Origin of the sequence: Faecalicatena orotica (genome assembly GCF_003149245.1) — a bacterium.
GTDB classification, from domain to species: Bacteria; Bacillota; Clostridia; order Lachnospirales; family Lachnospiraceae; genus Faecalicatena_A; species Faecalicatena_A orotica.
Genome location: NZ_QGDL01000027.1, coordinates 1 through 24,213 on the forward strand (window position 1 = coordinate 1; position 24,213 = coordinate 24,213).

The 24,213-nt window shown below is 43.7% G+C and carries 19 protein-coding genes and 2 rRNA genes; 3 read left to right on the top strand and 18 right to left on the bottom strand.

The window, feature by feature from the left end; all coding sequences use genetic code 11:
* The 4 genes from A8806_RS25600 to A8806_RS25615 all read right to left on the bottom strand — a co-directional run.
* A 16S ribosomal RNA gene (locus A8806_RS25600) occupies positions 1-121 on the bottom strand; the annotation flags it as partial.
* A gap of 753 nt (positions 122-874) precedes the next feature.
* Positions 875-2,203: a redoxin domain-containing protein gene (locus tag A8806_RS25605; RefSeq protein WP_109733989.1), complete on the bottom strand. Its 1,329-nt coding sequence runs from the start codon at positions 2,201-2,203 to the stop codon at positions 875-877.
* 77 nt (positions 2,204-2,280) lie between these two features.
* Complete coding sequence (locus A8806_RS25610; protein WP_109733990.1) at positions 2,281-3,639, bottom strand: FAD-dependent oxidoreductase; 1,359 nt, start codon at positions 3,637-3,639, stop codon at positions 2,281-2,283.
* A gap of 144 nt (positions 3,640-3,783) precedes the next feature.
* Positions 3,784-4,671, bottom strand: coding sequence for a fructose bisphosphate aldolase (locus A8806_RS25615; RefSeq protein ID WP_109733991.1), 888 nt, complete (start codon positions 4,669-4,671; stop codon positions 3,784-3,786).
* Positions 4,672-4,887: 216 nt separating this feature from the next.
* On the opposite strand from A8806_RS25615, the gene A8806_RS25620 reads away from it, so the two are divergent.
* Positions 4,888-5,166, top strand: a complete 279-nt coding sequence (locus A8806_RS25620; protein ID WP_109733992.1) for a GNAT family N-acetyltransferase — start codon at positions 4,888-4,890, stop codon at positions 5,164-5,166.
* On the opposite strand, the gene A8806_RS25625 is transcribed toward A8806_RS25620, so the two are convergent.
* A complete protein-coding gene (locus A8806_RS25625; protein ID WP_109733993.1) occupies positions 5,154-6,443 on the bottom strand; it encodes a class II aldolase/adducin family protein in 1,290 nt (429 codons plus the stop codon). The genes A8806_RS25620 and A8806_RS25625 overlap by 13 nt on opposite strands.
* Before the next feature lie 253 nt (positions 6,444-6,696).
* Positions 6,697-7,437 (bottom strand): peptidylprolyl isomerase, encoded by a 741-nt coding sequence (locus tag A8806_RS25630; RefSeq protein WP_109733994.1) that lies wholly within the window; start codon positions 7,435-7,437, stop codon positions 6,697-6,699.
* Between the two features lie 201 nt (positions 7,438-7,638).
* Between A8806_RS25630 and A8806_RS25635 the strand changes: the two genes are divergently transcribed.
* Both A8806_RS25635 and A8806_RS25640 read left to right on the top strand, forming a co-directional pair.
* Positions 7,639-8,457 carry an ATP-binding cassette domain-containing protein gene (locus A8806_RS25635; protein WP_242996275.1) on the top strand — a complete coding sequence of 273 codons (819 nt, stop codon included), beginning with the start codon at positions 7,639-7,641 and terminating at the stop codon, positions 8,455-8,457.
* Positions 8,438-9,169 (top strand): hypothetical protein, encoded by a 732-nt coding sequence (locus tag A8806_RS25640; RefSeq protein WP_146203330.1) that lies wholly within the window; start codon positions 8,438-8,440, stop codon positions 9,167-9,169. Before A8806_RS25635 ends, A8806_RS25640 begins: the two co-directional genes overlap by 20 nt.
* 78 nt (positions 9,170-9,247) lie before the next feature.
* Here the strand turns inward: A8806_RS25640 and A8806_RS25645 are convergent, their stop codons facing one another.
* The 12 genes from A8806_RS25645 to A8806_RS25700 form a co-directional block, all read right to left on the bottom strand.
* Positions 9,248-11,287, bottom strand: a complete 2,040-nt coding sequence (locus A8806_RS25645; RefSeq protein WP_109733996.1) for a glycoside hydrolase family 31 protein — start codon at positions 11,285-11,287, stop codon at positions 9,248-9,250.
* 70 nt (positions 11,288-11,357) lie between these two features.
* Positions 11,358-12,425, bottom strand: coding sequence for a LacI family DNA-binding transcriptional regulator (locus tag A8806_RS25650; RefSeq protein WP_109733997.1), 1,068 nt, complete (start codon positions 12,423-12,425; stop codon positions 11,358-11,360).
* A 19-nt stretch (positions 12,426-12,444) separates the two neighbouring features.
* Positions 12,445-14,730 carry a beta-L-arabinofuranosidase domain-containing protein gene (locus A8806_RS25655; RefSeq protein WP_109733998.1) on the bottom strand — a complete coding sequence of 762 codons (2,286 nt, stop codon included), beginning with the start codon at positions 14,728-14,730 and terminating at the stop codon, positions 12,445-12,447.
* A gap of 26 nt (positions 14,731-14,756) precedes the next feature.
* Positions 14,757-15,605, bottom strand: a complete 849-nt coding sequence (locus A8806_RS25660; RefSeq protein ID WP_109733999.1) for a carbohydrate ABC transporter permease — start codon at positions 15,603-15,605, stop codon at positions 14,757-14,759.
* 2 nt (positions 15,606-15,607) lie between these two features.
* On the bottom strand, positions 15,608-16,513 hold the full coding sequence (locus A8806_RS25665) for a carbohydrate ABC transporter permease (protein ID WP_109734000.1): 906 nt from the start codon (positions 16,511-16,513) through the stop codon (positions 15,608-15,610).
* Between the two features lie 106 nt (positions 16,514-16,619).
* Positions 16,620-17,888, bottom strand: coding sequence for an ABC transporter substrate-binding protein (locus tag A8806_RS25670; protein WP_181368880.1), 1,269 nt, complete (start codon positions 17,886-17,888; stop codon positions 16,620-16,622).
* Positions 17,889-18,156: 268 nt separating this feature from the next.
* Positions 18,157-19,296 carry a YkvI family membrane protein gene (locus A8806_RS25675; RefSeq protein ID WP_109734002.1) on the bottom strand — a complete coding sequence of 380 codons (1,140 nt, stop codon included), beginning with the start codon at positions 19,294-19,296 and terminating at the stop codon, positions 18,157-18,159.
* A gap of 36 nt (positions 19,297-19,332) precedes the next feature.
* A complete protein-coding gene (grdF, locus tag A8806_RS25680; protein ID WP_109734003.1) occupies positions 19,333-20,643 on the bottom strand; it encodes a sarcosine reductase complex component B subunit beta in 1,311 nt (436 codons plus the stop codon).
* A gap of 23 nt (positions 20,644-20,666) precedes the next feature.
* Positions 20,667-21,953, bottom strand: a complete 1,287-nt coding sequence (grdG, locus tag A8806_RS25685) for a sarcosine reductase complex component B subunit alpha (protein ID WP_109734004.1) — start codon at positions 21,951-21,953, stop codon at positions 20,667-20,669.
* Between the two features lie 353 nt (positions 21,954-22,306).
* Positions 22,307-22,999: a TetR/AcrR family transcriptional regulator gene (locus A8806_RS25690; protein ID WP_109734005.1), complete on the bottom strand. Its 693-nt coding sequence runs from the start codon at positions 22,997-22,999 to the stop codon at positions 22,307-22,309.
* 20 nt (positions 23,000-23,019) lie between these two features.
* Positions 23,020-23,406: a GrdX family protein gene (locus tag A8806_RS25695; RefSeq protein WP_109734006.1), complete on the bottom strand. Its 387-nt coding sequence runs from the start codon at positions 23,404-23,406 to the stop codon at positions 23,020-23,022.
* Positions 23,407-23,751: 345 nt separating this feature from the next.
* Positions 23,752-24,213, bottom strand: a 23S ribosomal RNA gene (locus A8806_RS25700); the annotation flags it as partial.

Below are 24,213 nucleotides of genomic sequence, written 5' to 3' on the forward strand. Positions count from 1 at the left end.
CCGCCGCTCAGTCGCAACACTTTTCAATCCGAAGAAATCAAAGTAAAGCGCTTCGCTCGACTTGCATGTGTTAAGCACGCCGCCAGCGTTCATCCTGAGCCAGGATCAAACTCTCGTTAAAAGTGTTTGCATCCGTTCAAGAATCGCTACTAGCTAATTCTATCCCTTTTACTGTTCTTACCACCAAGATAAATCTCAGTGATGGGTGCATCTTTATAAGATGCTGTTCTTAAAAATTTTCTCTACAAGAAATTTTCAAGGGTTTGTTGTCTATTGTTTAATTATCAAGGTTCTTTTTGTTGTTCTGCTGTCGTTCTTTGTCGTCAGCGGCAACTTTTATAGACTACCATGTCTGCTGCTGTTTGTCAAGAATTTTTTTCATTTTCTTTTTCGTCATCAGTTCCGGTTTTTACCAGTCCCTCAAGCGACAGCTTTAATATATTATCACATCACTCTTGATCTGTCAATAACTTTTTTCATTTTATTATTTCACAATGAATTTATCAAGATTTTTGCTGATGCAATACTATATTTCAAAGCGACAGCTTACCCAGATTACCACACCATCCTATGCTTGTCAACAATAAATTCCAATTTACGGCAAATGTCGTAACATAATTTGGGACTCTGGATTATTGTGGGCCTCCAGCCATCTACATGTTTCTCTACAGTAAAGGCGCACTGACCAGAATGTTTCAACGTTCTACTGAAATTTTATATTTTTCTTTTAAGATATAGATGATAAATAAACACCACTATGTATAATAGCATCAATTCAAAAACCATATTCTTCCAATTATAGCCGTTATCCCTAATTTAAGAATATTCTGAAAATGGAGTGCAAAAGGGTCTGACCCCTTTGCACCCCAATGATTTAATTTCGTTTCCCCGAGATTGTCTGGGCTATGATATTTTTCATTATTTCTTCGCTGAGCTGCCCGCTCACGTATCCGAACACCTTTCCTTCTTTTGTGATCATGAAGGTTGTCGGAAATGAATGTATTCCGTATTTATCAAACAGGTCTCCACCTTCATCCATTAGTACCGGGTAGGTGTATCCATTGTCGTCCAGAAATTGCTTTACTTCCTCTTCAGATTTTTCCTGACCATAATTAGGACCCGCAACCCCGAGTATGATGACCTCAGGATCTTCTTCCTGCTGGTAGGATTCATACAGCTTTTGAATATCAGGCATCTCTGCGCGGCACGGCGGACACCAGGTTGCCCAGAAGTTCAGGAAGATTGTCTTTCCTTTGTAGTCGGCCAATGTATGCACATTTCCATACTGGTCTTTCAACTCGAAGTCAATCGCATCTGCAAGGCTGGGATTCTCTGACTGACTGCCTTTGTCTTTCGTATCTGCAGTATTTTTATCAGTTTTTTCTTCTGGCTGTTCTTTTGATTCCTGATCAGACTTTTCTTCTGCTTTCACCGCATCTTTCTTTCCTTCATTGCTCTCCTGCTGTGCTGACTGGACATCAGAAAGGTAACCTGTGACTGCATTCATTTTTCCCGTAAACATCATGGCTCCCATTAAAATCATGAGCACGCCACCGACCTTTACCGTATATTTCACAGCGTTTCCATGCTTCTTGAATAAATCTAAAAGTGTAGTACTGAAGATTCCTACCGCTAAGAAAGGAAGTACAAATCCCAGTGTATATACTCCGATCAACACAAATCCCCACACCTTTGTACTTGCCGATGCTGACATCAGCAGGACGCTTGAGAGGGCCGGACCGACACACGGGGTCCATGCAAAACTGAATGTAAATCCCATAACCAGTGCAGTCCAAGGAGACATTGCCAGTGTATTCAGATTAAATGGCAGTCTGTGCTCCTGGCTCAATGCTTTTGACTTGCCAAAAACTCCCAGTTGGTACAGCCCAAATAATATAATCAGGATTCCACCCACTCTGGCAAACATCGTCTGGCTTCCCTTGAAAAAATTACCGAGCACGGATGCCCCGAATCCCAAAAGGAAAAACGTAAAGCTGACACCGATCACAAAAAATAATGTGTTTATCATTACCTTTTTACGGCTGAAGTATACTTTCCCGTCTTCTCCCACGGTTCTTGTTCCGCCTGAAAGATATCCTATGTAAAGAGGTATCAGCGGCAGTACGCATGGCGAAAAGAAACTGAGTAACCCTTGGACAAATACCGTAAGTACCGGTACGCTTATATCTAATGAAAATCCCATATCATATTCTCCCTGTTTTTAGTAGTTTGTTTAGCAGCATAATATCCGGGACCTAATGATGCCGAAAATTATTTTGATTATATATTGAACAGATCATTCAGCGCCTCTCCCATTGTTGGATGGGTAAAAATCATGTTCTTCAGCATAGTATACTCAATGCCTGCATCCATTGCAAGCTTTACCAGATTGATCATTTCATGTGATTCCTCACAGAAAAGGTGAGCCCCGAGTATTTTCCCGGTATCAGCATCAATTACGGCTTTCAGAAGGCCTTCCGGCTGTTCCACAACCTGTGCCTTTGGAATAGCTGCCGCCGGAAGCTTTGCTATTTTCACATGGAAGCCTGCTGCCACGGCTTCTTTTTCGCTCATTCCTACTCTTGAGAAAGGAGGATTGAGAAATACACTGTATGGCACTGCCCCTCTCTTGTCAAGGGTATAACTTCCATCACCAAGGACTTTTGATGCCACGATCCTGTAATCATCAAGAGAAATATATGTGAACTGCAGTCCTCCCACAACATCCCCCATTGCAAAAATGTTTGGTGCGGTTGTCATTCTTGAATTATCTGTTTTAATACCGCCCCTTTCATTCACCTGAACCCCTGCAGCTTCCAGATTCAGCCCTTTTGTATTCGGCCTGCGCCCTGTTGCCACAAGAACGGCATCGGCTGGCAGTATTTTCATACCTTCTTTTGTTTCTATTATAACTTCTGCATATCCCTTATTTTCAGTAAGCTCTTGTACCTTCACTTCAGTCAGGACCTGAACACCTCTTTTTTCCAGATTCTTTTTTACAGCTTCTGCAATCTCTGCATCTTCCCTCGGCAAAAATACAGGACCGTCCTGCAATATCGTTACTTTTACTCCAAAGTCAGCATATATGGAAGAAAATTCAACTCCGATATACCCTCCGCCTATAATAACCAATCTTTCAGGCAGCACATCCAGATCCAGCAATGTTTCGCTGATATATACATATGGGTTCCCATCGATCCCCTTAATCGGAGGAATAAAAGGGGATGAACCTGTGTTGATGAAAAATCTTTCAGCCTCGACAGTCAATGTGCCTTCTGCAGTCGTTACTTCCACTTCATTAGTGGAAAGGAAACCTGCCGTTCCGTTAATTACAGTGACATTTGGGTTCATATCCAGCTTCTGATAATTTTTACCTCTTAAAGTTTCAACAAGTCTTGTCTTTCTGGCGATTGCCTCTTTATAGGCCGCCTTATCGCTTACGCATCCGGATACGGCCTTCTTCGCACTGTGTACCAGGGATTTTGTCGGAATACATCCGACATTGATGCATGTGCCGCCGTACATTTTATCCGATTTTTCAATCAGGGCCACCTTTCTGCCTGAACTTCCAAGCGCTCCCGCAATTGTCTTTCCGCCTTTTCCAAAACCAATCACAACATCATTATATTTCGTGTTCATAGCCGCCTCCTGTATATCTGTATTTTTTATTGTTTCAGTTTATACTGTAACAATATCAGATACAGTTAAGATTGTCAATAGTTTTTCTATAAAAAACAGCCTAATCAGATTTTTTTCTGATCAGGCTGTTAAAATCATTTTCTATTAAGCCATTGAAGCATCATATATCTCCCGGATCGACTCCGCAAGCATGTTGTCAAATTCTTCCTGCGTCTGGCTGCAGCCCAGTCCCTGAGTCAGGGCCCTTGAAAAACTCGCCACGACTCCTGGATTTCTGGAAAGCAGTGCATTTGCTTCTGCCCTTGTATATCCTCCTGAAAGGGCAACTACTCTCACTACCTTTAGATCCTCCAGAAGTTCTGAATAATATCCGTTCTTAGTAGGAAGTGTAAGTTTGAACATCAGACGCACATCACCCGGTACTTTATCCAGATGCCGGAGCAGCTCCCGCTTCAGAATCTTCTCCGCCTTCTCCTTCTCCGGGCTATGGATATCCACTTCCGGCTCCAGAATAGGAACAAGTCCCTTTTTGGCTATCTGCATGCCAAGACCAAACTGTTGGTCAACAACCTCGCGGATCCCTTCCTCATTTGCCAGTTTAATCACGGAACGCATCTTCGTCCCGAAGATATGCCGTTCATTCGCCCGATCCAGAAGGTGGTCAAGATCCGGAATCGGTTTCATGATCTGTACCCCCTCCTCCTCAGGTGCCAGACCCTTATCAACTTTCAAAATCGGTAAAATCCCCTTTTCCTCCAGAAGATAATCCGCTGTATACTTTCCTTCCATCTTTCTGTCCATTGTATTTTCAAATAAAATGGCTGCAAGTATGTGTTCAGATGTAAAGGCTTTGCTCGTAATAATTCTTGTCCGCATCTTATGTACTAATTCGAACATCTCATCATCATTGTGATACTGCGACTCGTCAATTCCATATAATCTTAAAGCTTTCGGTGTACTCCCTCCGCTCTGGTCAAGCGCCGCAATAAATCCATTTCCTTCACGCATCCTTTTCAGCTGTACTTCGTTCATTCAACATACCTCCTATCTGCCGAAGCCCCCATCTGAAACACGTTTACTTTTCTTCATTGTAGCACTTTTTCTCACAATTCTCACTAAAAATTGTATATTTCTGATAATTATATTTTTGTTTCTGTTTATAAACTTGAAATATTCTTCCAAGTCGGCTACTATGGATTCAGAAATATAATCATATAACAACATTCAAACATTTAAGGAGGCAGTATTTTGGAATTCATACACAACAACAATCAGATCGCAGTATACACACCGGATTATCTTGTAGTCGCAGAAGTAACATTTCCGGATATTGATGAGAACACCGTAAATGTCAACCACACCTTTGTCGACGACGCCCTGCGGGGACAGGGAGTCGCCGGCAAACTAATGGAAGAACTCGTAAAGGAACTTAAGGAAAGCGGCAAAAAGGCAGTGCTGACATGTTCCTATGCCATAAAATGGTTTGAAAAGCATCCAGAATATGATGACCTTATCTATTTCAAATGAAAGGCTTCCTTTATTTCTTCAATCTGCCCTTCGCTGATAGGTACCATCTCCCCAAGATTTTTTGAGAATACGAGTGCCTTTGCACTGTACTCTGCAACTTCCAGTCTGTCAAATGCATTGAGCAGACTATCGCCTGTTACAGCGATACAATCATTTTTTACCATGACAATAGGTGTACTCCGGCTAAATATCTGAGCTGACTTTTCCGGGTCCTGATAGAATTCTGAATATCCGGCCTTCGGGATATCCCGCATCAGTATATAGCTCTCGGGGATTGACTTGGAATCCAGTTCTTCTTCTGTCACCGCATAGGCCATAATATATGGGGGATGTGCTATGATGACAGAGTTAATCTCCGGGTGCTGCTTATAGATTTCGTCGTGAATCTTGATGGACCGGCTCGGTATCTTTCCGGCCTCTTTCATATCTCTCTTGATGCAGACAATATCTTCTACATCTACATACTTTCTATCCACATTATATGGTGAAATCAGAAACCGCTCTTCATCCAGTCTCACCGAAAAGGAACCCTGGGTCGAATTTACAAGGCCCTGGTCATACGCACGGTGAATAATGCTGCACATATCCCTGCGGGCCGCTTTCTCGGCACTTGTAATTATATTGCGTACATATTCGTCCATATTCAAATGATTCTTTGTATACTTCAGCTGGATTTCCTCTTCCTTCAAATACTCCGGTGTACCGATAATAGCCGCATTGATCTGAAGCCGTGCACAGAAGTCCAAATTCTCAAATGCCTTAAATGCGTGGAACAAGCTGTCGCTCCCGACTACAACTCCGTGATTCTCCAATACTGCAATATCACACCCTTTTGCAAATTCTTTTGCAATCTTATCTCCCAGATCCTGGCTGCCCGGCAGGCCGTATTCTGCCATTGCAATCTTCCCACATCCGACAAATGAGTTCGGGCTCAGCAACGTGTTCGGAATCTTTCTCACAATACTGAACGCTACCAGTGCCGGTGGATGAGCGTGAAGTACGGACTTAATATCATTCCTTGTCTTATAAATCTGGAGGTGAAACGGGTATTCGCTGGACGGCTTGTGGTTTCCGATAATCGTACCATCCTTTTTAATACAAACCATATCACTGCGTGTCAGGTTTCCTTTGTCAACACTTCCCGGTGTGATCCACACATCACCATTATCATCTAAAATTGAAAGATTCCCGCCTGATGTAGTTGTCATACCATAATGATAAATACGGTTCATCATCATGACAAGCTGATCTGCAGGGTGGAGTAAATTTATATTCATATGTTTCTGTGCCTCCTTTGCGGTGCTCTAATATTGGTTTTTTGTTTGATTACATTTATATAATAGTTGTTTTATGTGGTTTTGTCAATGATTTTATGTGGTTTTTATTTGTTTTTTTATTTTTAAGTTTTTCCAGGCTATTGTGTATCTAATTACAACAACGGAGCGCAAAGGGGTCAGACCCCTTTGCGCTCCGTTTTCAGAATATTCTTAAATTAAAAATCCACATGATATATGTACTCTTATCCGGGCTTTATTCCTGTACATATTTTGCTCTTAATTCTTTTGCCTTCTCTGTGTAAGCTGCATTCTGCTTCTGTTGGAGAAGTGTCATCTTGATATTATCAAGCACATCTTCAAATGGCATATTAGATGCTTCTTTTTTGCCCTCTACCTTGATCAGATGATATCCGAACTGAGTCTGTACCGGTCCTACTACATGTCCGATCTCTGCTGCAAATGCTGCATCCTCAAACTCCTTTACCATCTGGCCCTGGCTGAACTCTCCCAAATCTCCACCTTTTGCTCCTGAAGGACAGGTTGAAAATTCTTTTGCCGCATCCTCAAATGTCTTTTCTCCATTCGTAATGGATTCCAGAATAGAACTACTTTTCTCTTCTGTCTCCGTTAAAATATGTTTGGCACTGATGGTGGCACTTCTTGAAAACTGCTGCGGATTTGCTTCGTAATAAGCCTTTGCCTCCTCATCTGTAACATCGATATCTTTCATGACTTCTGCCATTGCCATCTGTGCAAGGATATCTCTCTTTGCATTTACCAGAATCTTTTCAAATTCTTCTGTCTCATCCAGCTTCATATCCTTTCCCATTGCAGCAAATGAACGTAATGCAATCAGCTGCTCAAGACATTGTTGTCTGAACTGCGGATTGGAAATGTAAGCCTGACGGTCTCTCGGTACAGTGTGCAGGAATGCATCAAATTCCTCCTGTGTAACTGCTTCCCCTGCAACTACTGCTAAAACTTCCTGACTCATATGTATGTTCTCCTTTTTTATCATAGTATGTTTATTATAGGTTGCTTTTCAAAAAGTTGCAAGAAATATCTGTTGTTTCACTTACCGGTATTTAACATTTTCTTACTATTTTAATCTGACATTTTTTATTTTTTATTGATAGTATTTAAAATATCATGTATCCTTAAACATAAGCTTTTATTAAAGAAAGGAATTCGTCTTTTGAAAATTATAACGCTAACAAATCTGACAAAGATATATAACAGTAAAACAATTATTCACTCTGTCAGCCACACGTTTCATCAGGGGCAGTCGATTGCCTTTATGGGACATAATGGCTGTGGAAAGAGCACTCTTTTAAAGCTTGTCGCCGGCATTGTGGCCCCCTCTTCCGGTGAGGTCGTTTACAACCGTCCTCTTTTGTTCCATTATGTTCCCGAAAAATTCCTGCCGCTTCCGATGACTGGCAGAACTTATCTGACCAGAATGGGGGAACTGGACGGCCTGAAGAAGGGCGAGACTGTACGCCGGATAGAAAAACTCGGAAATGATTTCTTCCTCTCCGAATTACTGGATATCTCTATGAAATCCCTGTCAAAAGGGACACTTCAGAAAATATCCGTTATACAGGCATTTTTAAAGAAACCTGATGTCCTCCTGCTGGACGAGCCGCTTTCAGGGCAGGATACAGCATCCCAGAAGGTATTTATCAGTAAAGTAAATGCGCTGTGCGCACAGGGTGTAACTGTTCTTATGTCATGTCACGAGCAGCGACTTGTAGAAGCTGTTTCCGAGCAGGTATATACAATCAAGGACGGGCATCTGATCCTGTATCAGCCGAAAAGGGAAAAACTCTATACTTTAATTCTGGAACACAGCCCGCTTCCATCCATGCCCCCTTATTCTATAAAAGAAGGCATGACAAAATACGGAAACGGTTACAGGCTCCTCGTAAATGAAGATAATAAGGACCGGATACTGCTGGAACTTTTACAAAATGACTGGACACTGAAGGGGATGTATGATGAGGAAATTAAATAATCTGGTAAAATATCAGCTGCAGCTTTATTTCAAAGGAAGCAGATTTGTCATGCCGCTGATTGTTACTGCAATCTTTTTATATACAATGTACTCAATAAAACCACTGTCCATCGTCAGCAGCTTCCTAATCACGGGAGTGTTCCTGTTTCTGCTGACCGTATGGATCGGGCTGACCGCTGTATCCGGCGAAGATCCGACTGCAGAACAGCTGCTCCTCCTGCGCGTTAAAAATGAAATGTCCTATTATATTAGTAAGTGTATTTATATTTTGATAATTGGGCTTATAGCAAATATATTATGTATCGTTTTTCCTGTGATTCAGAATCTGCTGAATGGGAGTGACATGTTCACAAGAAACCTCACATTTTTCGACTGTTTCAATGCATTTCTGCTCCAAAGCGGATGCATCTGTGTAGGGGCTTCCCTCGGCAGCCTTTTTCATCCGAGGGTCATGAAAGACCGCCGGCTTGCCATCCTATTGACCGTGTTCATTACAATACTGACCCTTGTCAAAACTGCGCTTGCTGAAAAGGCTGTCTTTTTCAAATTCATCTCATGGCTTTTTCCTCCAGTCATGAATGCCGCCGGATGGTACGGGAATGCAGAGTATTTCCAACTCAGACAAACCATCCTGTTCACGATACATATGATCATTTACGGATGTATTCTGTTCAGCATAAAGACATTCTTATGCCGCAGAAATAAATTCTAGAAAAATATAGAATATTCAGAAAATGGAGTGCAAAGGGGTCTGACCCCTTTGCACTCCATTTTCTGAATATTCTCAAATTTATCCCCGATAAAACACCGGCATCTTTTCCAACGGCGCCTCTGCTGTTATTTCTGTATTCCCAGGTATCTTCTCACCTGTAATCCCATTGATCCAGATCCCATCCCCGGGCAAATATACTTTCCTGCTCCGCGCGCCGTATTCCATGACAGGGGCAGCCAGTATCTGATCCCCAAACATATACTCATCCCCCAGATCATACACTTTTTCATCCTCCGGGAAGTCATATACAAGTGGGCGCATCAGCGGTGTCCCTATCTCACGGGCCACCTGCAGCTGTTCTTTTATATATGGGATCAGCTGCTCTCTGACAGAAAGGTAATCAAGCATGATCCCATACACATCTTCTCCAAAGCTCCACAACTCGTTTCCCCCGCCGCTGTTGCATTGGCCTGACATGTCATCCATTCCGCCCGATAGCTCATAGGGTTTCCTGTAGCCGTGCATTCTCAATATCGGACAGAATACCCCGAACTGGAACCAGCGTACCATCAGTTCCCGGAATTCTTCGTCCTCGGCATCGCCTCCATAAAAACCGCCGATGTCAGTTGTCCAGAGCACAATTCCACACATAGACATGTGAAGCCCTGCCATCAGCTGCCTTCTGAAGCTTTCAAATGTAGACGGCACATCCCCCGACCAGATAACCGAGCGGAACCGCTGCGAGCCGATCCAGCCGCTTCTCACCAGAATTGTCCCGTCTGATTCACTGTCTGCCTCCTCAGTCCAGATCCCCTGTTCCAATAGCCGGCTTTCTATCCCCTCATTGTAAGCATATGGATAATAACAGGAAACTTCCAGGCCATTTCCTTTTGCAAGGCGCATATTCTCATATGCATAGGGGTATATTTCCGGTTCTGCCTCATCCAGCCAGAAGGAGGTGATCCCACTGCTTATATAATTTTCTCTCAACTCTCGGAACAGAAGCTCCCCCGCCCGGGGATATGTCATATCCAGATAAGTCTCGGCTCCCCTGCACATAAAGAATACATCCGGCCCGTGCTCTGCCGTGATTAGGCATCCTTCCTCCTGAAGCTGCCGGTAATTTACACTCCTCGTATCCACCGTCGGCCAGACCGACACCATCAGATGAATCCCGTCCTTCTCAAGTTCTTCCTGCATCTTCTGCGGTTCCGGAAAATATCTCTCGTCAAATCTCCAGTCCCCCTGGAACGGCCAGTGAAAATAATCCACTACAAGCACAGATAGGGGAATCTGCCTCTTTTTATATTCTCTGGCAATCTCCAGTACTTCTTCCTGACTCTGGTATCTCAGTTTACACTGCCATAAGCCAAACATCCAATCAGGATACTTTGGACAGCGTCCTGTCAGAGCCGTATAATGTTCCATGATTCTGCATGGACTTCCTCCTCCGACCACGACATAATCCAGCTGGCGTGCCATCTGTGCCTCCCATAAGAATCGGTTTCTGGCAAATTCAGCCCTTCCGATCGCCGGGTTATTCCAAAGGAATCCATAACCCAGTGTAGAAATGTAAAATGGGATCGTACATTTTGTATTTTTCTGGCACAGGTCCACCGTACATCCTTTTAAATCCAGACAGTCCCTGTTCTCCTGCCCCATCCCATACAGATGCTCTGTGGAATTTGCATGAAAATAAGCCCGGATCCTGCTGCTTTTGCCGCCTGCCCCCTGAAAATCCCTTGCCTTCTGGTATGGAGGCATATCACAGGTTTCGTCAATCCATTCTTCCTTCAGAATCTGCTTCCCGTCATAATAGAAGGTAATCTGCCCAAATGCATTTACAACTGCCTGCATTCTTCCACATTCCAGAATAGCACGGTCCACCTCTTGTTCGGTTTTAACCATCTGGTCCTGTCCGGCCGTCTGATTCTGGGGCTCCAGAAAGATTCTGGAAAACACATCCTTCTCCGGTTCCAGATTATAGTTTAGTTCCTTGTCGACAGGGCTTTTAAAGGAAGCCCTGACCCTGATGCATTCGTCTGCACAGGCTTCCATACACACATGCTCTCCACGCCATGACCATTCAATCCGGCCTTTTTCTACACGGCATTTCATAAGTCCTCCTCTCTGCGAACTTCCATATCTGAATTATTTATCTACATAATCTTTTGATTCCGGCATCATATTACAGATTTTCAAAATACTCACAATTCGTTGCAAATACGACGTTTAGCGGCAGGTAATAGTCCTCCTCCCCTGCCTTTTTTCTATAGCAGATATATTCGAACATCAGCTCTACAGCTTTAAAACTCTGGGACGGCAGGTCCTGATATATCACTGCATCTATCGTAGAATCCTTAATATACGGCACCACTTCCGGATAAATATCATAACCGAGAAGAACCGTATCCCCTTTTCCATTCTCCTTCACACATTCTGCTGCCTCCTGAAGATTGCAGACAAAATCCAGAATTACATCTGGTTTTCTCTCCTCTAATACATTTCGTATCTCATTCTTTTCCACTTCAGGAACCGGTGAAGTCCAGGCTGGTTCCAACAGTTCGAAGTTCTTCCGGCTATTCTTAAGTGCATCATAAAAGCCTTTCAGCCTCTCTCCGACAACCAGTTTATCCCTGTGATTATGTTCACTGATAAGCAGCTGGACACGGTCCCCTGATCGTGCAAACTTTTCCAGAAGCTCCATCATCAGCTTTCCGCTTAAATAATCATTACATCCAACACTACAGAATGGATGAAGTCCCGGAATACGTCTCGAAAAAAGGATGACGTTCTTACCCGTATTGATCAGATGTTCAATCTGGGGGGAAACACTTTCATAGTGGTAACAAAAAATGATATAATTCTCTATTCCCTTTTCTTCCAGCTCCACCAAATCCTGAACCTGCTGCCCCGGATCCTCACGGTCTGAATATCTTGTAATGATATGAAGGCCGTCATCTTCGTATGCCTCCACGGCACGCTCTATCCCTGCCTGAATCTCATCAAAGAAATATCCGAAACGTGTCGAATAGAACCCCACGAATGCAATTTTATACTCCTGGTTCATAGCCAGATTACGGGCATGGTTATTCATCCGGAAGTTATAAATCTCCAGCGCTTTGTATACTCTCTTCTTCGTTTCCTCCGAATAAGCCCCTTTTTCATGCATAATGTTGTACAGCGTTGTTCTCGAAACCTGAAGTTCTTTTGCCAGCTGATTCAGTGTCATTCTTTTCTTACCATTATTCGCCATGTATTATCCCTGCTTTACTCTATTTCATTTTCCAGTAGACGTGGTGTTTCTCTTTCCCGATCTGCGAAAGCGGCATCCAGATAAGGCCCTCTTCTTTTCCTGTCCTGAAAACAAGCCTCTCCTCGTCCAGCAGTTCCGCACTCAGCCCCATTTCCGGCCCCATCCCTTTTAAATCAAATTCCAGAAATGTCTCTTTTTCGGATAGCGCAGCCAATATGTACGGTCCATAAGCGAGCACTGCTGTATCATGACTGTCTTTCATCATTTCGATGCGGAGTTCTGGTGAAAAATCAATCCTGATATCCTCCGTTTCCCTCGTCCTCTGAATATTAATATATCCGTCCGAACCACATTTTGCAATAGCGTTTCTATTATTTATCTGCACACTATATTCCCCCCGACACCAGTAAGGGCGCCGTATCTTCAGGCAGCATTCCCCGCTTCCCGAAAAATGAAGGTGTATGCCTCCCGGGTTTTTCTCCACACACTGGATCACCTTTAAATCCTTCTCTTCCCACCATGTCTTAGAATTTAAAAACAGATTAATATACAAGGTATCTTCTGTATAAAAATAGATTGATTCCGTATATTTCATCTGGCTCTCCATTCCGGTGCCATGACAGCAGGAATTCACGAATTTCGGGTCCTTCTCTGAACCGGGTGCCAGGGGGTAAAAGTATGTTGTCTCCCCTGTCGGTTCCTTGTCTCCTCCCGCTGCTATGTGGTTAAACATGGTTCGTTCATAATAATCCATATAACGTACATCGGGACAGTACTTAAATAACTCCTTCGTCAGCTTCAGCAGATTATAAGATACACAGAACTCTGATGTCTCTCTGGTCATATGGCTGTGTGCGCCGTCCGGCTCAAAAAACATCTCATTATCTCCCGCGCCCCCGTTTGCAAAAATATGATATTTTGTCACAGACTCCCAGAAAAATTCTGCGACATCATAATAATGCTTCTCTTCCGTGGCATAAAACATCTCCATACATCCGACAATCTGTGGAATATGCTGGTTCGCATGCATCCCTTCCAGTACATCATACTTTTCCTGCATGGGTACAAATAGTCTGTCATTATCAAACATCCGGGCAGTCTCAAGATATTCTGTCCTCTTTGTCAGTTCATACAGTCTGGCAAAGGATTCATTCATGCCACCGTATTCACCTGCAATATAGGTATCCCACATCTTCTCGCATTCTGTCTTCGTCAGGCGGCTTAACCGGTTATATACCCACATTCCGGCTTTTTCGGCCACCTCCAGTGCTTTCTGAATCTCCGCGAAACAATAGGCATCCAGCATGCCTGCCAGTAATTTATGCAGTGTATAATATGGCGCCCATATCTTCGGATAACGCTCTCCCTGCTCCAGAAGGTCGAACTGTTCTTCCGAATAGCCGCCCAGATAACCATCATGGAAACCTTCTTTATTTGAGAATACTTCCTGGCACTTTGCAAGTTCCTGTACCATATAACAGAGTTTTTCGTATATCTTCCGGTCCTTTGTTTCACGGAAGCATAGGGAAAGTGCTGATATATAATGGCCAGTTGTATGTCCCCTCAGGAGACATTCCTGTGAATCCCATCCGTCCATTTCAGCAGCGCCGAACGTATCTATCCCCGCTGCTTTCCGGAAATTATACAGCATCTGGTCGTCATTAATACTCTTGAAATAAACTACCGCTATTTTCATTGCCCTGTAAAACACGCTGTCTTCTAAAAGAGTTGTTTCCCCTGAATCCAGCGGCCGCACAAGCGGGGTAGTGTCTTTCTTTTCTTCTTCACATATTTCCTTCACTTCGACATCCAGTACTGCAGTCACATCCTCATCCTTCACACAGCCGTTCAGCCTAAAGAGTCCACAGCAGTCAAATTTTTGTTCGTTTCCTCCCTCCCATGTGACATGCCTCGAAAAAAAATGTCCGTTATCCGCAAGGAGAACCACTGCCCCCGGTAAAGAGGCCAATACACCTTTTTTTACACTCCTTTTCAAAGGCAGCGCCTTCACAATGGCAGCCTTTTTCGGTTCCTCCAAAATATGTACCGCATATGTCTTTTCCCTGACTACTCCGTCATATTCAAAGACAGCATGAAGATTCACTTTTCTGTCTCCAATTCCATTATATGGCCTTGTTACACTTCCGTCGGGCCTTAAGAAGAGCTCATTGTCGGATTCCCAGGTGATTATCGATCCATTCTCTCCTTTTTCCGGCAGATTCAGATCAAACTCTACGGTATTAAGGTTTCCCAGATAAACCTTTTTGATATCCTCCTCGATTATCATTTCTGCTGTTTTCGTCATTAATCTTTCCCCCAAGTTTTCTCAGTTTAGCCTTTTACAGACCCACTCGTTAGTCCTGATACAAGTGATTTACGCATAATCAGGAATAAAACGATAATCGGTATGATTACCATCGTAGCCGTAGCCATCAAACTATTCCAATTTACCCCATAGCGTCCCATAGATTTGTACATCATAACCGTCATCGGAAGCTTATCTCCGTCTGTCAGGAATGTCATGGAAGCCATCAGGTCCCCCCATGCTGCCATAAATGCAAAGGATGCACAGGCAAATATTCCCGGATAGGCATTGGGCAGGATCACTTTGTAGAAACAGTTGAACCGGTTACATCCATCCACAATCGCAGCCTCCTCAAGTTCCTTCGGGACGGAAGTGAAATACGGGCGAAGTATGATAATAGACATTGGTATGGAAAACAATGCGTCAAACAGGATAACTGAAGCATATGATCCTGTGATCCCTAACTTATTAAATGTCTGAAGCATCGGTGCAAGGAACATGACCATAGGCAGCATCTGTGTCACCGTCAGGATGAGAATCAGCATTTGTTTTCTTTTCATTGCATATCTTGCAAGCCCATATGCGGCAAATGTTGCAAGCACTGTAGAAATCAGGGTTGCACCAACTGCTATAATCATACTGTTTTTCAGATATGAGAACATTGAAATCCCATCGTGCACTGTAAACTGCGTGATATAAGCATCAAAAGAGAAATGGGACGGCCAGAAGGTCGGCACTGCACTGAATATCTCTTCCTTTGTCTTAAAGGAGGTGATCACCATCCAGTAAAGAGGAAACAGATAAACCAGTGTAAACAGGACAGCTATCACAGTACAGCCGTATTTTTTAACTTGCTTTGTCTGATATTTGCTCATATCTAGGCCTCCTCTTTCATTACCAGTTTAGAGTAGAAGATCGCCACCACAAAAATAATCAGGAAATAAATATTGGCCATAGCACTGCCTTTTCCAAAGTCAAAGGTGGTAAAATTCTCCTGATAGATCAGCGTGGAAATCATCTCTGTCGCATGATTTGGCCCGCCCTGAGTCATTCCCACGATCAGGTCATATGCCTTAAACGTATAGATAAACCCTATCGTAACCGCGCTGACCATTGTCGGCTTCAGCAGCGGAAGTGTAATGAATCTGAGGCTCTGGAACTTAGATGCCCCGTCAATCGTGGCAGCCTCGTACACATCGTCGGATATTGTTGTCATTCCGGTAATGACAAGGAGCATATTAAACGGGATCCCCACCCATATATTCGTAGCTGTTACTGCTATTATCGCATATTTCGGATCACTCAGCCACGGGATAGGTTCCTTTATCAGGTGCAGCGCCGAAAGAAAATAATTAATGGCCCCGGAATCGCTTGCCCACAGCCATTTCCAAATGATACCGATTACGAGCATCGGCATTACCCAGGCTATCAGAGTCAGTCCGCTTGTCACATTCGCCCCCGGAAACTTCTTATGGAAAAAGAGCGCCAGCAGAAATCCGAGGCCCAGCTGGAATATGATACAGACAATCGTAAAGACAAATGTATTACTGACTGATTTGATAAACAGCTGGTCAGAAAAAATTGCTTTATAATTTGTAAGCCCGATAAACTCTCTGACACCGTTCTGGAATGTGGATATGTCATATTTCTGCATACTGATCAGGATGTTGTATGCAATCGGGTAAACGACAAATGCAACAATAAATACGACTGCCGGCAGAACATACAGATATCCGACTGTTTCATTTGATAATCTCTTGTGTTTTCTTTTTGTTCCTTTCATAAAGCACCGCCTTTTTAAAACAGGTGCGTCCAATTGGGATGCACCTGTCTATAAATATTATGTGACTGCTTTCAGCCATTTCATTCCTTTATATTAAAGCACAGTTTTACTGCTTATCCACATATTCCTGCATGGCTTTGATTCCATCCGCAGCAGCATCATCGGCGCTTACACCAGTGCCCACCTGCTGAATCATGTCACGAAGTACCTGTGAGATCTGTGGCCAGATCGGAGATGGTCCCCTTGTCTTGGCAACTTCCATATTCTCTACAAATACTTTCATAACCGGATCGTCTGTGAAGTATTCATCAGCCATAGCAAATGTCTTTACAGTCGGGATCATACCTGATTTCTTACAGTAATCATTCATAGTCTCTTCTGTGAAAAGACTCTTTACACAGTCCCAGGAACCCTCAAAATTATCGTTATTTACAATAGCAAGGTTCTCTCCGCCGATACATGTAGCACTTGTTCCTTCATAAGCCGGTATTGGGGCAAATGCATATTCAAAATCGGCGTCTTTCTCTAATTCAGGCAGTCTCCAGTTTCCGTCAATGTACATTGCAGCACGTTTTGCAACAAACTGTCCGTAAGCGTCGTTCTGTCCCCAGCCGAAAGCTTCCTTACTCATAGAGCCGTCAGCTGCCAGATCCTGATACAGGCCGAGAGCCTTTGCAGCACCTTTGTCGAGGGTATTCCAGTCAGCGCCTGTCTCATATAAGAACGGCATAAAGGAGTAAGTAGAACCTTCATCATCAATTGCGTTGATTGCGAACCCATATGTACCGTCAGTCGTCAGTGTCTTTGCATATTCCTTCAGCTCATCCCATGTAGAAGGCGGGTTCTCGAGCCCGGCTGCCTTTAACATGTCTACATTATAAACGAGTACCAGGTTATTCGCATTCAGGGGAAGTCCGTATAATTTATCCTCATACTTACATGACTCCAGCGGACCTGAATAAAACTCGAGATCACTCATCTCGGAATCTACTTTCTCTGTCAGATCTGCAAAAATCCCCATAGCAGAGAAAGAAGCGTGGTCACACCCATCTACCTGGATAATATCCGGTAGACTCTTACTCTGCGCAGCAACCGTAATCTTGCTCACCAGCTGTGAAAACGGAATCTGCTCAATCTTCACTGTATATTCCTCTGATCCATCCGAAAAAGCATCTACTGCATCATAGAAAGCCTTTCCATAAGAATTCTCTTTACTCATAAAAGTCCACATAACTAACTCAGTCTTACCATCCTTCGTCTTCTTCGCTTCCTTCTTCGTATCAGAAGAACCGCCGCAGCCGGCCAATAAAGATACACACATTGCAGCCACAAGGCCACAGGCAGAAATGCGTTTCCACAAACTTCTCTTTTTCATAATGTTTTCCTCCATTTTTAAGTTTAACCACCTGATACGTTAGTTAACACGTGTTAACCACCCGGGATAAAAAATTAGTTTACACGTGTTAAGTAAACTATGATTTTATTATAACATCAGTTATTTATTCGTCAACCACTATTTCATTTTCAGACAAATTTTCAGACAAATTCACAATAATCTGCTTTCATTTTTGTGCACTTTACTTATAAAACGAGACAAAAATGCAAAGGGGTCAGACCCCTTTGCACTCCGTTTTCAGAATATTTTATCTTTTTTTCTTGAGAAACACGTCCTTTATATTCTTCCACAACATAAAAAGAATAAGTACTGCGCCTACATATCCGTTCAGCACATAAATCACATTCACCAATACACGGAATGGGAGATACAGTCCAACGAGCAGTCCCACAACGCCGAGTATAACCGTGAGAATTTTGAACTTTGATGTTCCTTCCTTTGCAAACCTCGCACAAGGATTATAGAGAAGGGGAACTGCTGATGTATAAATTCCGGCGAATACGACCACCGCAAAGACTGATGCCAGCGGTTTCCATATCCTTCCGGCCAGTATCAGGTTGGGTATATCCGCATTCCACACAAAGGTCCCCTCACTGGCCAGGCCTGCTGTGTTGATATTAGCAATCTGTGCAAGCATTACAAGTACGATGGCTACACAGACAGCGATTGTACCGCCATAGATCCCATATTCGATATCCTTCTTCTTATTTCTTGCGCCTAATGCCGCTGTGAAGCTGGCGAACCAAAGAAGCACAAAGCCTGCATAGGATAATCCGGAGATTACCCAGTTAGCCCCCGCATTCTTGATTGTCTCTTCGCCCGCCTGAGCAAATGCACCTGTCCTGATCACTTCCAAACCTGCACTTACATTGCCCGAATCCCGAAACAGTGTAATAAGTCCGATGGAGATGCACAGGATTACAATAGCAGGACCTACAATTCCGATCTTATCAACAAGAGAATTCAGCCCCCCTACTACGGTAAGGATTGACAATCCTGCCAGTATTACTCCCCCAAGCCAGTTGGGAAGCCCATATTGCTGACGCAGCGTAGATGCGGCCCCGCCCACCATAACAAAGAAGGACATATAGCAGAATAATGTAGAATAATAGTCCATGAAGCTTCCTACATATTTTCCGCAGTAAAATTTGTAAACGTCATTTCCTCTTTCAAAATGCTCCTCTGCCCCAGCTTTCGCAAAATTATAATTGTAGTAAATGAAGCAGACTGCAAACAGCAGGACCGTCAATATCCCCTTCAATCCATATGCGGTAAAATATTGAATAATTTCCTGCCCTGTAGCAAAACCAGATCCAATGGTAAATGCGATGATTGCACCTGCCAAGATCACAACCCTTCCCCAATTTGCCTTACTTTTATCTTTCATAAGCGTCTCCTATTTTGGGTTCGATTTAAGATGCCTTTATTTTTCAAATACAGTCTGTCCGTCCACCGGAGTCTGGAGCACCTTCAGTGCCCTCTTCACCATAGACAGGCGAATTTTATAGCTGTCCTTTTCACCCTGCGGCGGGTCACCCAAAGGATAAGGGATACCTACGCCGGGTATGATACGATTAGCCCCGATTGTCAGCGAGATTGGGACTACAGTTGCCATATGGACTACAGGAATGCCATATTTCTCAATTCCTTTCACCATCGTTGCACCGCAACGAGTACAGGTGCCTCACGTGGAGACGAGAATTACTCCGTCAACATGCTCATCAATGAACATCTGTCCAATCTCGCTGCCGAACTTAGCGGCCGAAGCGGTTGCAGTCCCCGTTCCGGTAGTCGAACAGAAGTAATTCACAAGCTCTCCAAATTCACCTGCCTTCTCCAGTTCACGCAGTGCATCCAGCGGAACGACGTTATTCGGGTTTGCAATCGCAAACTGACGGTCATACCCACCATGAATAGAAGTAAAGTCATCCGGTGACAAGCGGTCCATTCCGGTAATGTCATATTTACCCCATTTTGTAGCATTGGAGGATTCAATGTGATCCGGATTGCCTGTCGGAACGATTCCTCCTGAAGTAACCACCGCAATCTTAGCTTTTTTTATATCCTGAATCGGCGCAGCCGGCTCTACTCTGTCAAAAGTAGGCATCGGAAGGTCCGTCTCAAAAGACTCACCCTTGAGCTTTTTCACCAACATCTCAAGTGCACGCTCAGAGCCTCTCTTCTCTGCAAAATAATTCACACGGATACCTCTTTCAATGTAGCCTTCTTCAGATGGTCCCATAATCTCTTCGCCCAGAGCCATTTTTTTAATCAGCCCTGTCATTACCGGGATCACCTTCCTCATACCAGCCGCTGAATTTGGTGTATTTACAATAATGAGATCCTTGCGGAACATATCCACGCCGGGATTCTCTTCATACATTCCTGTAATCACTGGAATCTGCAGGCGCTCCTCAACTGCTTTACAGATTGTTCCGCATGCCACGCCATAACGTCCGGCATTGAATGCAGGCCCTGCTATAAACACATCTGGGGCGTATTCTTTCACCATATCTATAATGGTATTAGTAGCTGTCTCTAAATTCTCCCCAAAATAGTTATCCCCACAGATCACGGTAGCTGCTATTTCGAATTCACTTCCAAGAGCGGCCACGATCCCCACGCCCGGCCCTATTGCGCCCTCGCGGACTTCGGGCATATGGTCAGCTTTCTCCTCTCCGCCTATTCCGGCAAAGAACTGATTAATATAATGAACAATTTTATATTGAGCCATATTCCTATCTCCTTTACCTAAGATTAATAGCCTCTTGCTGCCAGCTTATTAAAGCCGTTGGCAATCGTTGATGCGATGATGATCTGAAGCTCTGCCTCGAAACTGCCGTCTTCATTCTTGCAGCCATCCCAGCCTCCGATCTGCATTTCGATAAACTCCTGTGTACCGATTACCTTATCCATTGCCGGGAATTTCAAAGTCGCATTTCCCTGTCCACAGGATGCCAATGCATCAGCTTCCTTACATGTATCCGCCAGCGACTGTGACTTTCCGTCCTTGCCCGGGAACTCATCTGTTATCAGTACCACCTTCGTTCCTGCATTCTCTACCTTCCTGCAGTTCATCATGAGGTCTGTGTCCGGGTTTCCATAACCTTCCTCTGTAATCAGCACGCCATCCAGCCCCATAAAACTGCAGAGCTTAGCCACCATATCGGAATGGCGTTCTTTATCTGCAAGAAATACATTCTCATTCGTCAGGATAACGCCCATAAAGTTGATATCTTTGCCATGGTGTTTATAGCAGTCCTCAATGACCGGATTATGCAGATGGTGATATGTCGTAACTTTATCACAAGGTGCCACACAGTTTCCAGAAACAATCGCGCCGTCCATAATTTCCGTAGGATACATATAGGTCGGAATAAACTGCTTTGCATCCACGCCATAATAATATGTATCATGCAGAAGTCCCTGAGACTGCAGCATATGAACATAACCTACCTTCGGAAGGTCCGGATACATCGCTGCCTGCTCGAAGATTGGCTTCGTCTCAAATATCTGGATTTCATCCGGCTCTACATCTCTGCCCGCTTCTCCCAAATACGCAGCAACCTTCAGTCCGGCCAGCCGTGCCGCCTTCTCATATACATGCGTTTCTAATCCGTCGGCCGGCTCCACTACTACGCACAAATTATATGTCTTGGAAAACGGACAGTAATCCGCGGCCGGTCCACTCATGTCGATTACGCCCTCCTGAAAAGCTACAATCTTTCCTGCAGTAACCACGCAGCATCCCTCCAGCGCATGGGTCACTCCTCCCCCCACTGAAGGACTGACTTTCCCAATCACTCCGGGGAATATCTCCCCGCCGCTTACCTTAACCCTTGGTTCAATGACATCCTTGACCGGCGTAATTCTTACCGACTCTCCCGGGCGCGCAATATCCACCTGACAGCCTGCGAGCTTATCATCTGCAAGGACAAGTTTTTCCACCTCTTCCCTGTTCACATAAAGAACGCCGTCCTTTACATGAGTCTTGTCATCGAACCGGATGTCTCTGATAAAGATCTTTCCCAATTCAAGCTTCATAAAAAGTACCTCCACTTCTTAATATTTGCCCTCCATTGTGCCGCAGTTCTCTAACCCCCAAAGCGTATTTAATAATTCATTCCATGTTTAACCGATCCCCACGGCCTGAAATAAAACTTTTCTGAAAGAGATGACTGCTCTGAAGCACTCGGACGGCATCCTGGTTAACTGTAAAGCTACGCGTTTGTGCAAAAATGATACTTTTAAAAAGTAATCGCGATAACTTATGGTTACAATATACCATATGTTATCGCGATTATCAATAAACCTATTGTTAATTTCTATACAAACTATCTAATAAATGCTATTTTTGTGAAATTGTTACACTTTTGTCATACTATTTTTGTCTAGTTTTACCATGATGTAAAATCTATTGCATACAGGGAGGCTATTTCCCTGCACTCCCCGATAAACTGCTCTGTCATGCCCAATATCTCGTCATCCCTGATTCCTTTTTCCTGAATAAATTTAAAATATCCTAAGAAAAGTGTACAAATCATATGGTTCAGCTTTTTCGCATTTTCCGCTGTAATCTTACCTTTCTTTACAAGCATTTGGCAGACGTGATAATCTCTCTCATAGTATCCTGGTATCTCCAGCATTTCTTTCAGAAATGGACTTACCAATACAATAGCCTCAGGAAACATCTCATAATATTCCTTGAGAGCCTCCTCCAAATCTTTGTCTATATTGCGGTAAAATATAATTTCAAAGGCCTTCGGATTTTTAAAAGCTTCCAATGCATATGAACGCCAGATTCCAAAATGCATATCCCATATATCCTTCCACTCCTTTTCTCTCTTTGAAAGATCAAGAATATAGTCGGTCAGAGCATCTAACTGGGCATAAAAAAGCAGCTCGTCCAAATTCTTAAAATACCGGTACATACTGGCTGAAGAACATCCAAGCTCAGCAGCTATTCGACGTATGCTAATAGCCTCCACCCCTTCTTTCCCTATAATTTCATTGGCTTTTATTACATAATCTTTTCGGCTCAAACATTTAAAATACGGTGAACCTGGCTTTTTTACCTCTGTTTCTTCCATGAACATCTGTTTCCTCTCATTTATAATTTCGGGATGACATTCTCAATCATCGACAAATCAATTGTCTGATAGTCATAAAGAATTTTCTCATCATATTTGGGAAGCCTTTTGACTGCACTCCATTTTTCGAATGCTCCAATTGCTTCCTCAATCAACTGTATATCGTCCATATTGTCCCTGTTTCCTTCACTGTAAAGCAATATACTCCGGTAAGGCGTCTGATTTGGTTTTAAGCTGGACGCCTGCGGATGGGTCAGTAATTTGTGGTGTGAATAAATAAGGTCCCGGGTCTTTATTAAGACCTCCTCATAGGTAGTAAGTAGATAAATCTCACCAAAGCTGCTTTCATACTGACTAGCTGCCCTGCCGTTATTCGTGACAAGAATACATTTATTTAAATCAAACATGGTATATCCTCCTTATTCATATGGGGTAAAAATTTTTAGAAACATTTTCCTTTAATATAGTCAATATAAGCTATGCAAAAGAAAAGGGCAGTAATCTGATTGACTTGCTGCCCCGCTTTCCCAACATGTCTATTATAGGTTGGCAGTTTAAAATTTGCAAGGAAAATATCGGTTGAAAAGGGGTCAGACCCTTTTGCCCTCCGTTTTCAGAATTGTTTATCAATTTGGAGAAAAAATGCATAAAAAAACGATACCTAATTGGTACCGTCTCCCTCATTCCGTCTGTATATATACCTTCAAAACCGCATACAAAGAATCTTTTACATCCACTTCCTATCACCCTGTTTGGTTATGCCCTCGACCTATTAGTAACAGTCAGCTCCATGCGTTGCCGCACTTCCACCTCTGCCCTATCTACCTCGTCGTCTTCAAGGGGTCTTACTAACTTGACGTTATGGGATATCTCATCTTGAGGGGGGCTTCACGTTTAGATGCCTTCAGCGTTTATCCCTTCCCGGCTTGGCTACTCTGCTATGCCCCTGGCAGAACAACAGATACACCAGCGGCCAGTCCAACCCGGTCCTCTCGTACTAAGGTCAGCTCCTCTCAAATATCCTACGCCCACGCCGGATAGGGACCGAACTGTCTCACGACGTTCTGAACCCAGCTCGCGTACCGCTTTAATGGGCGAACAGCCCAACCCTTGGGACCTACTTCAGCCCCAGGATGCGATGAGCCGACATCGAGGTGCCAAACCACTCCGTCGATGTGAACTCTTGGGAGTGATAAGCCTGTTATCCCCAGGGT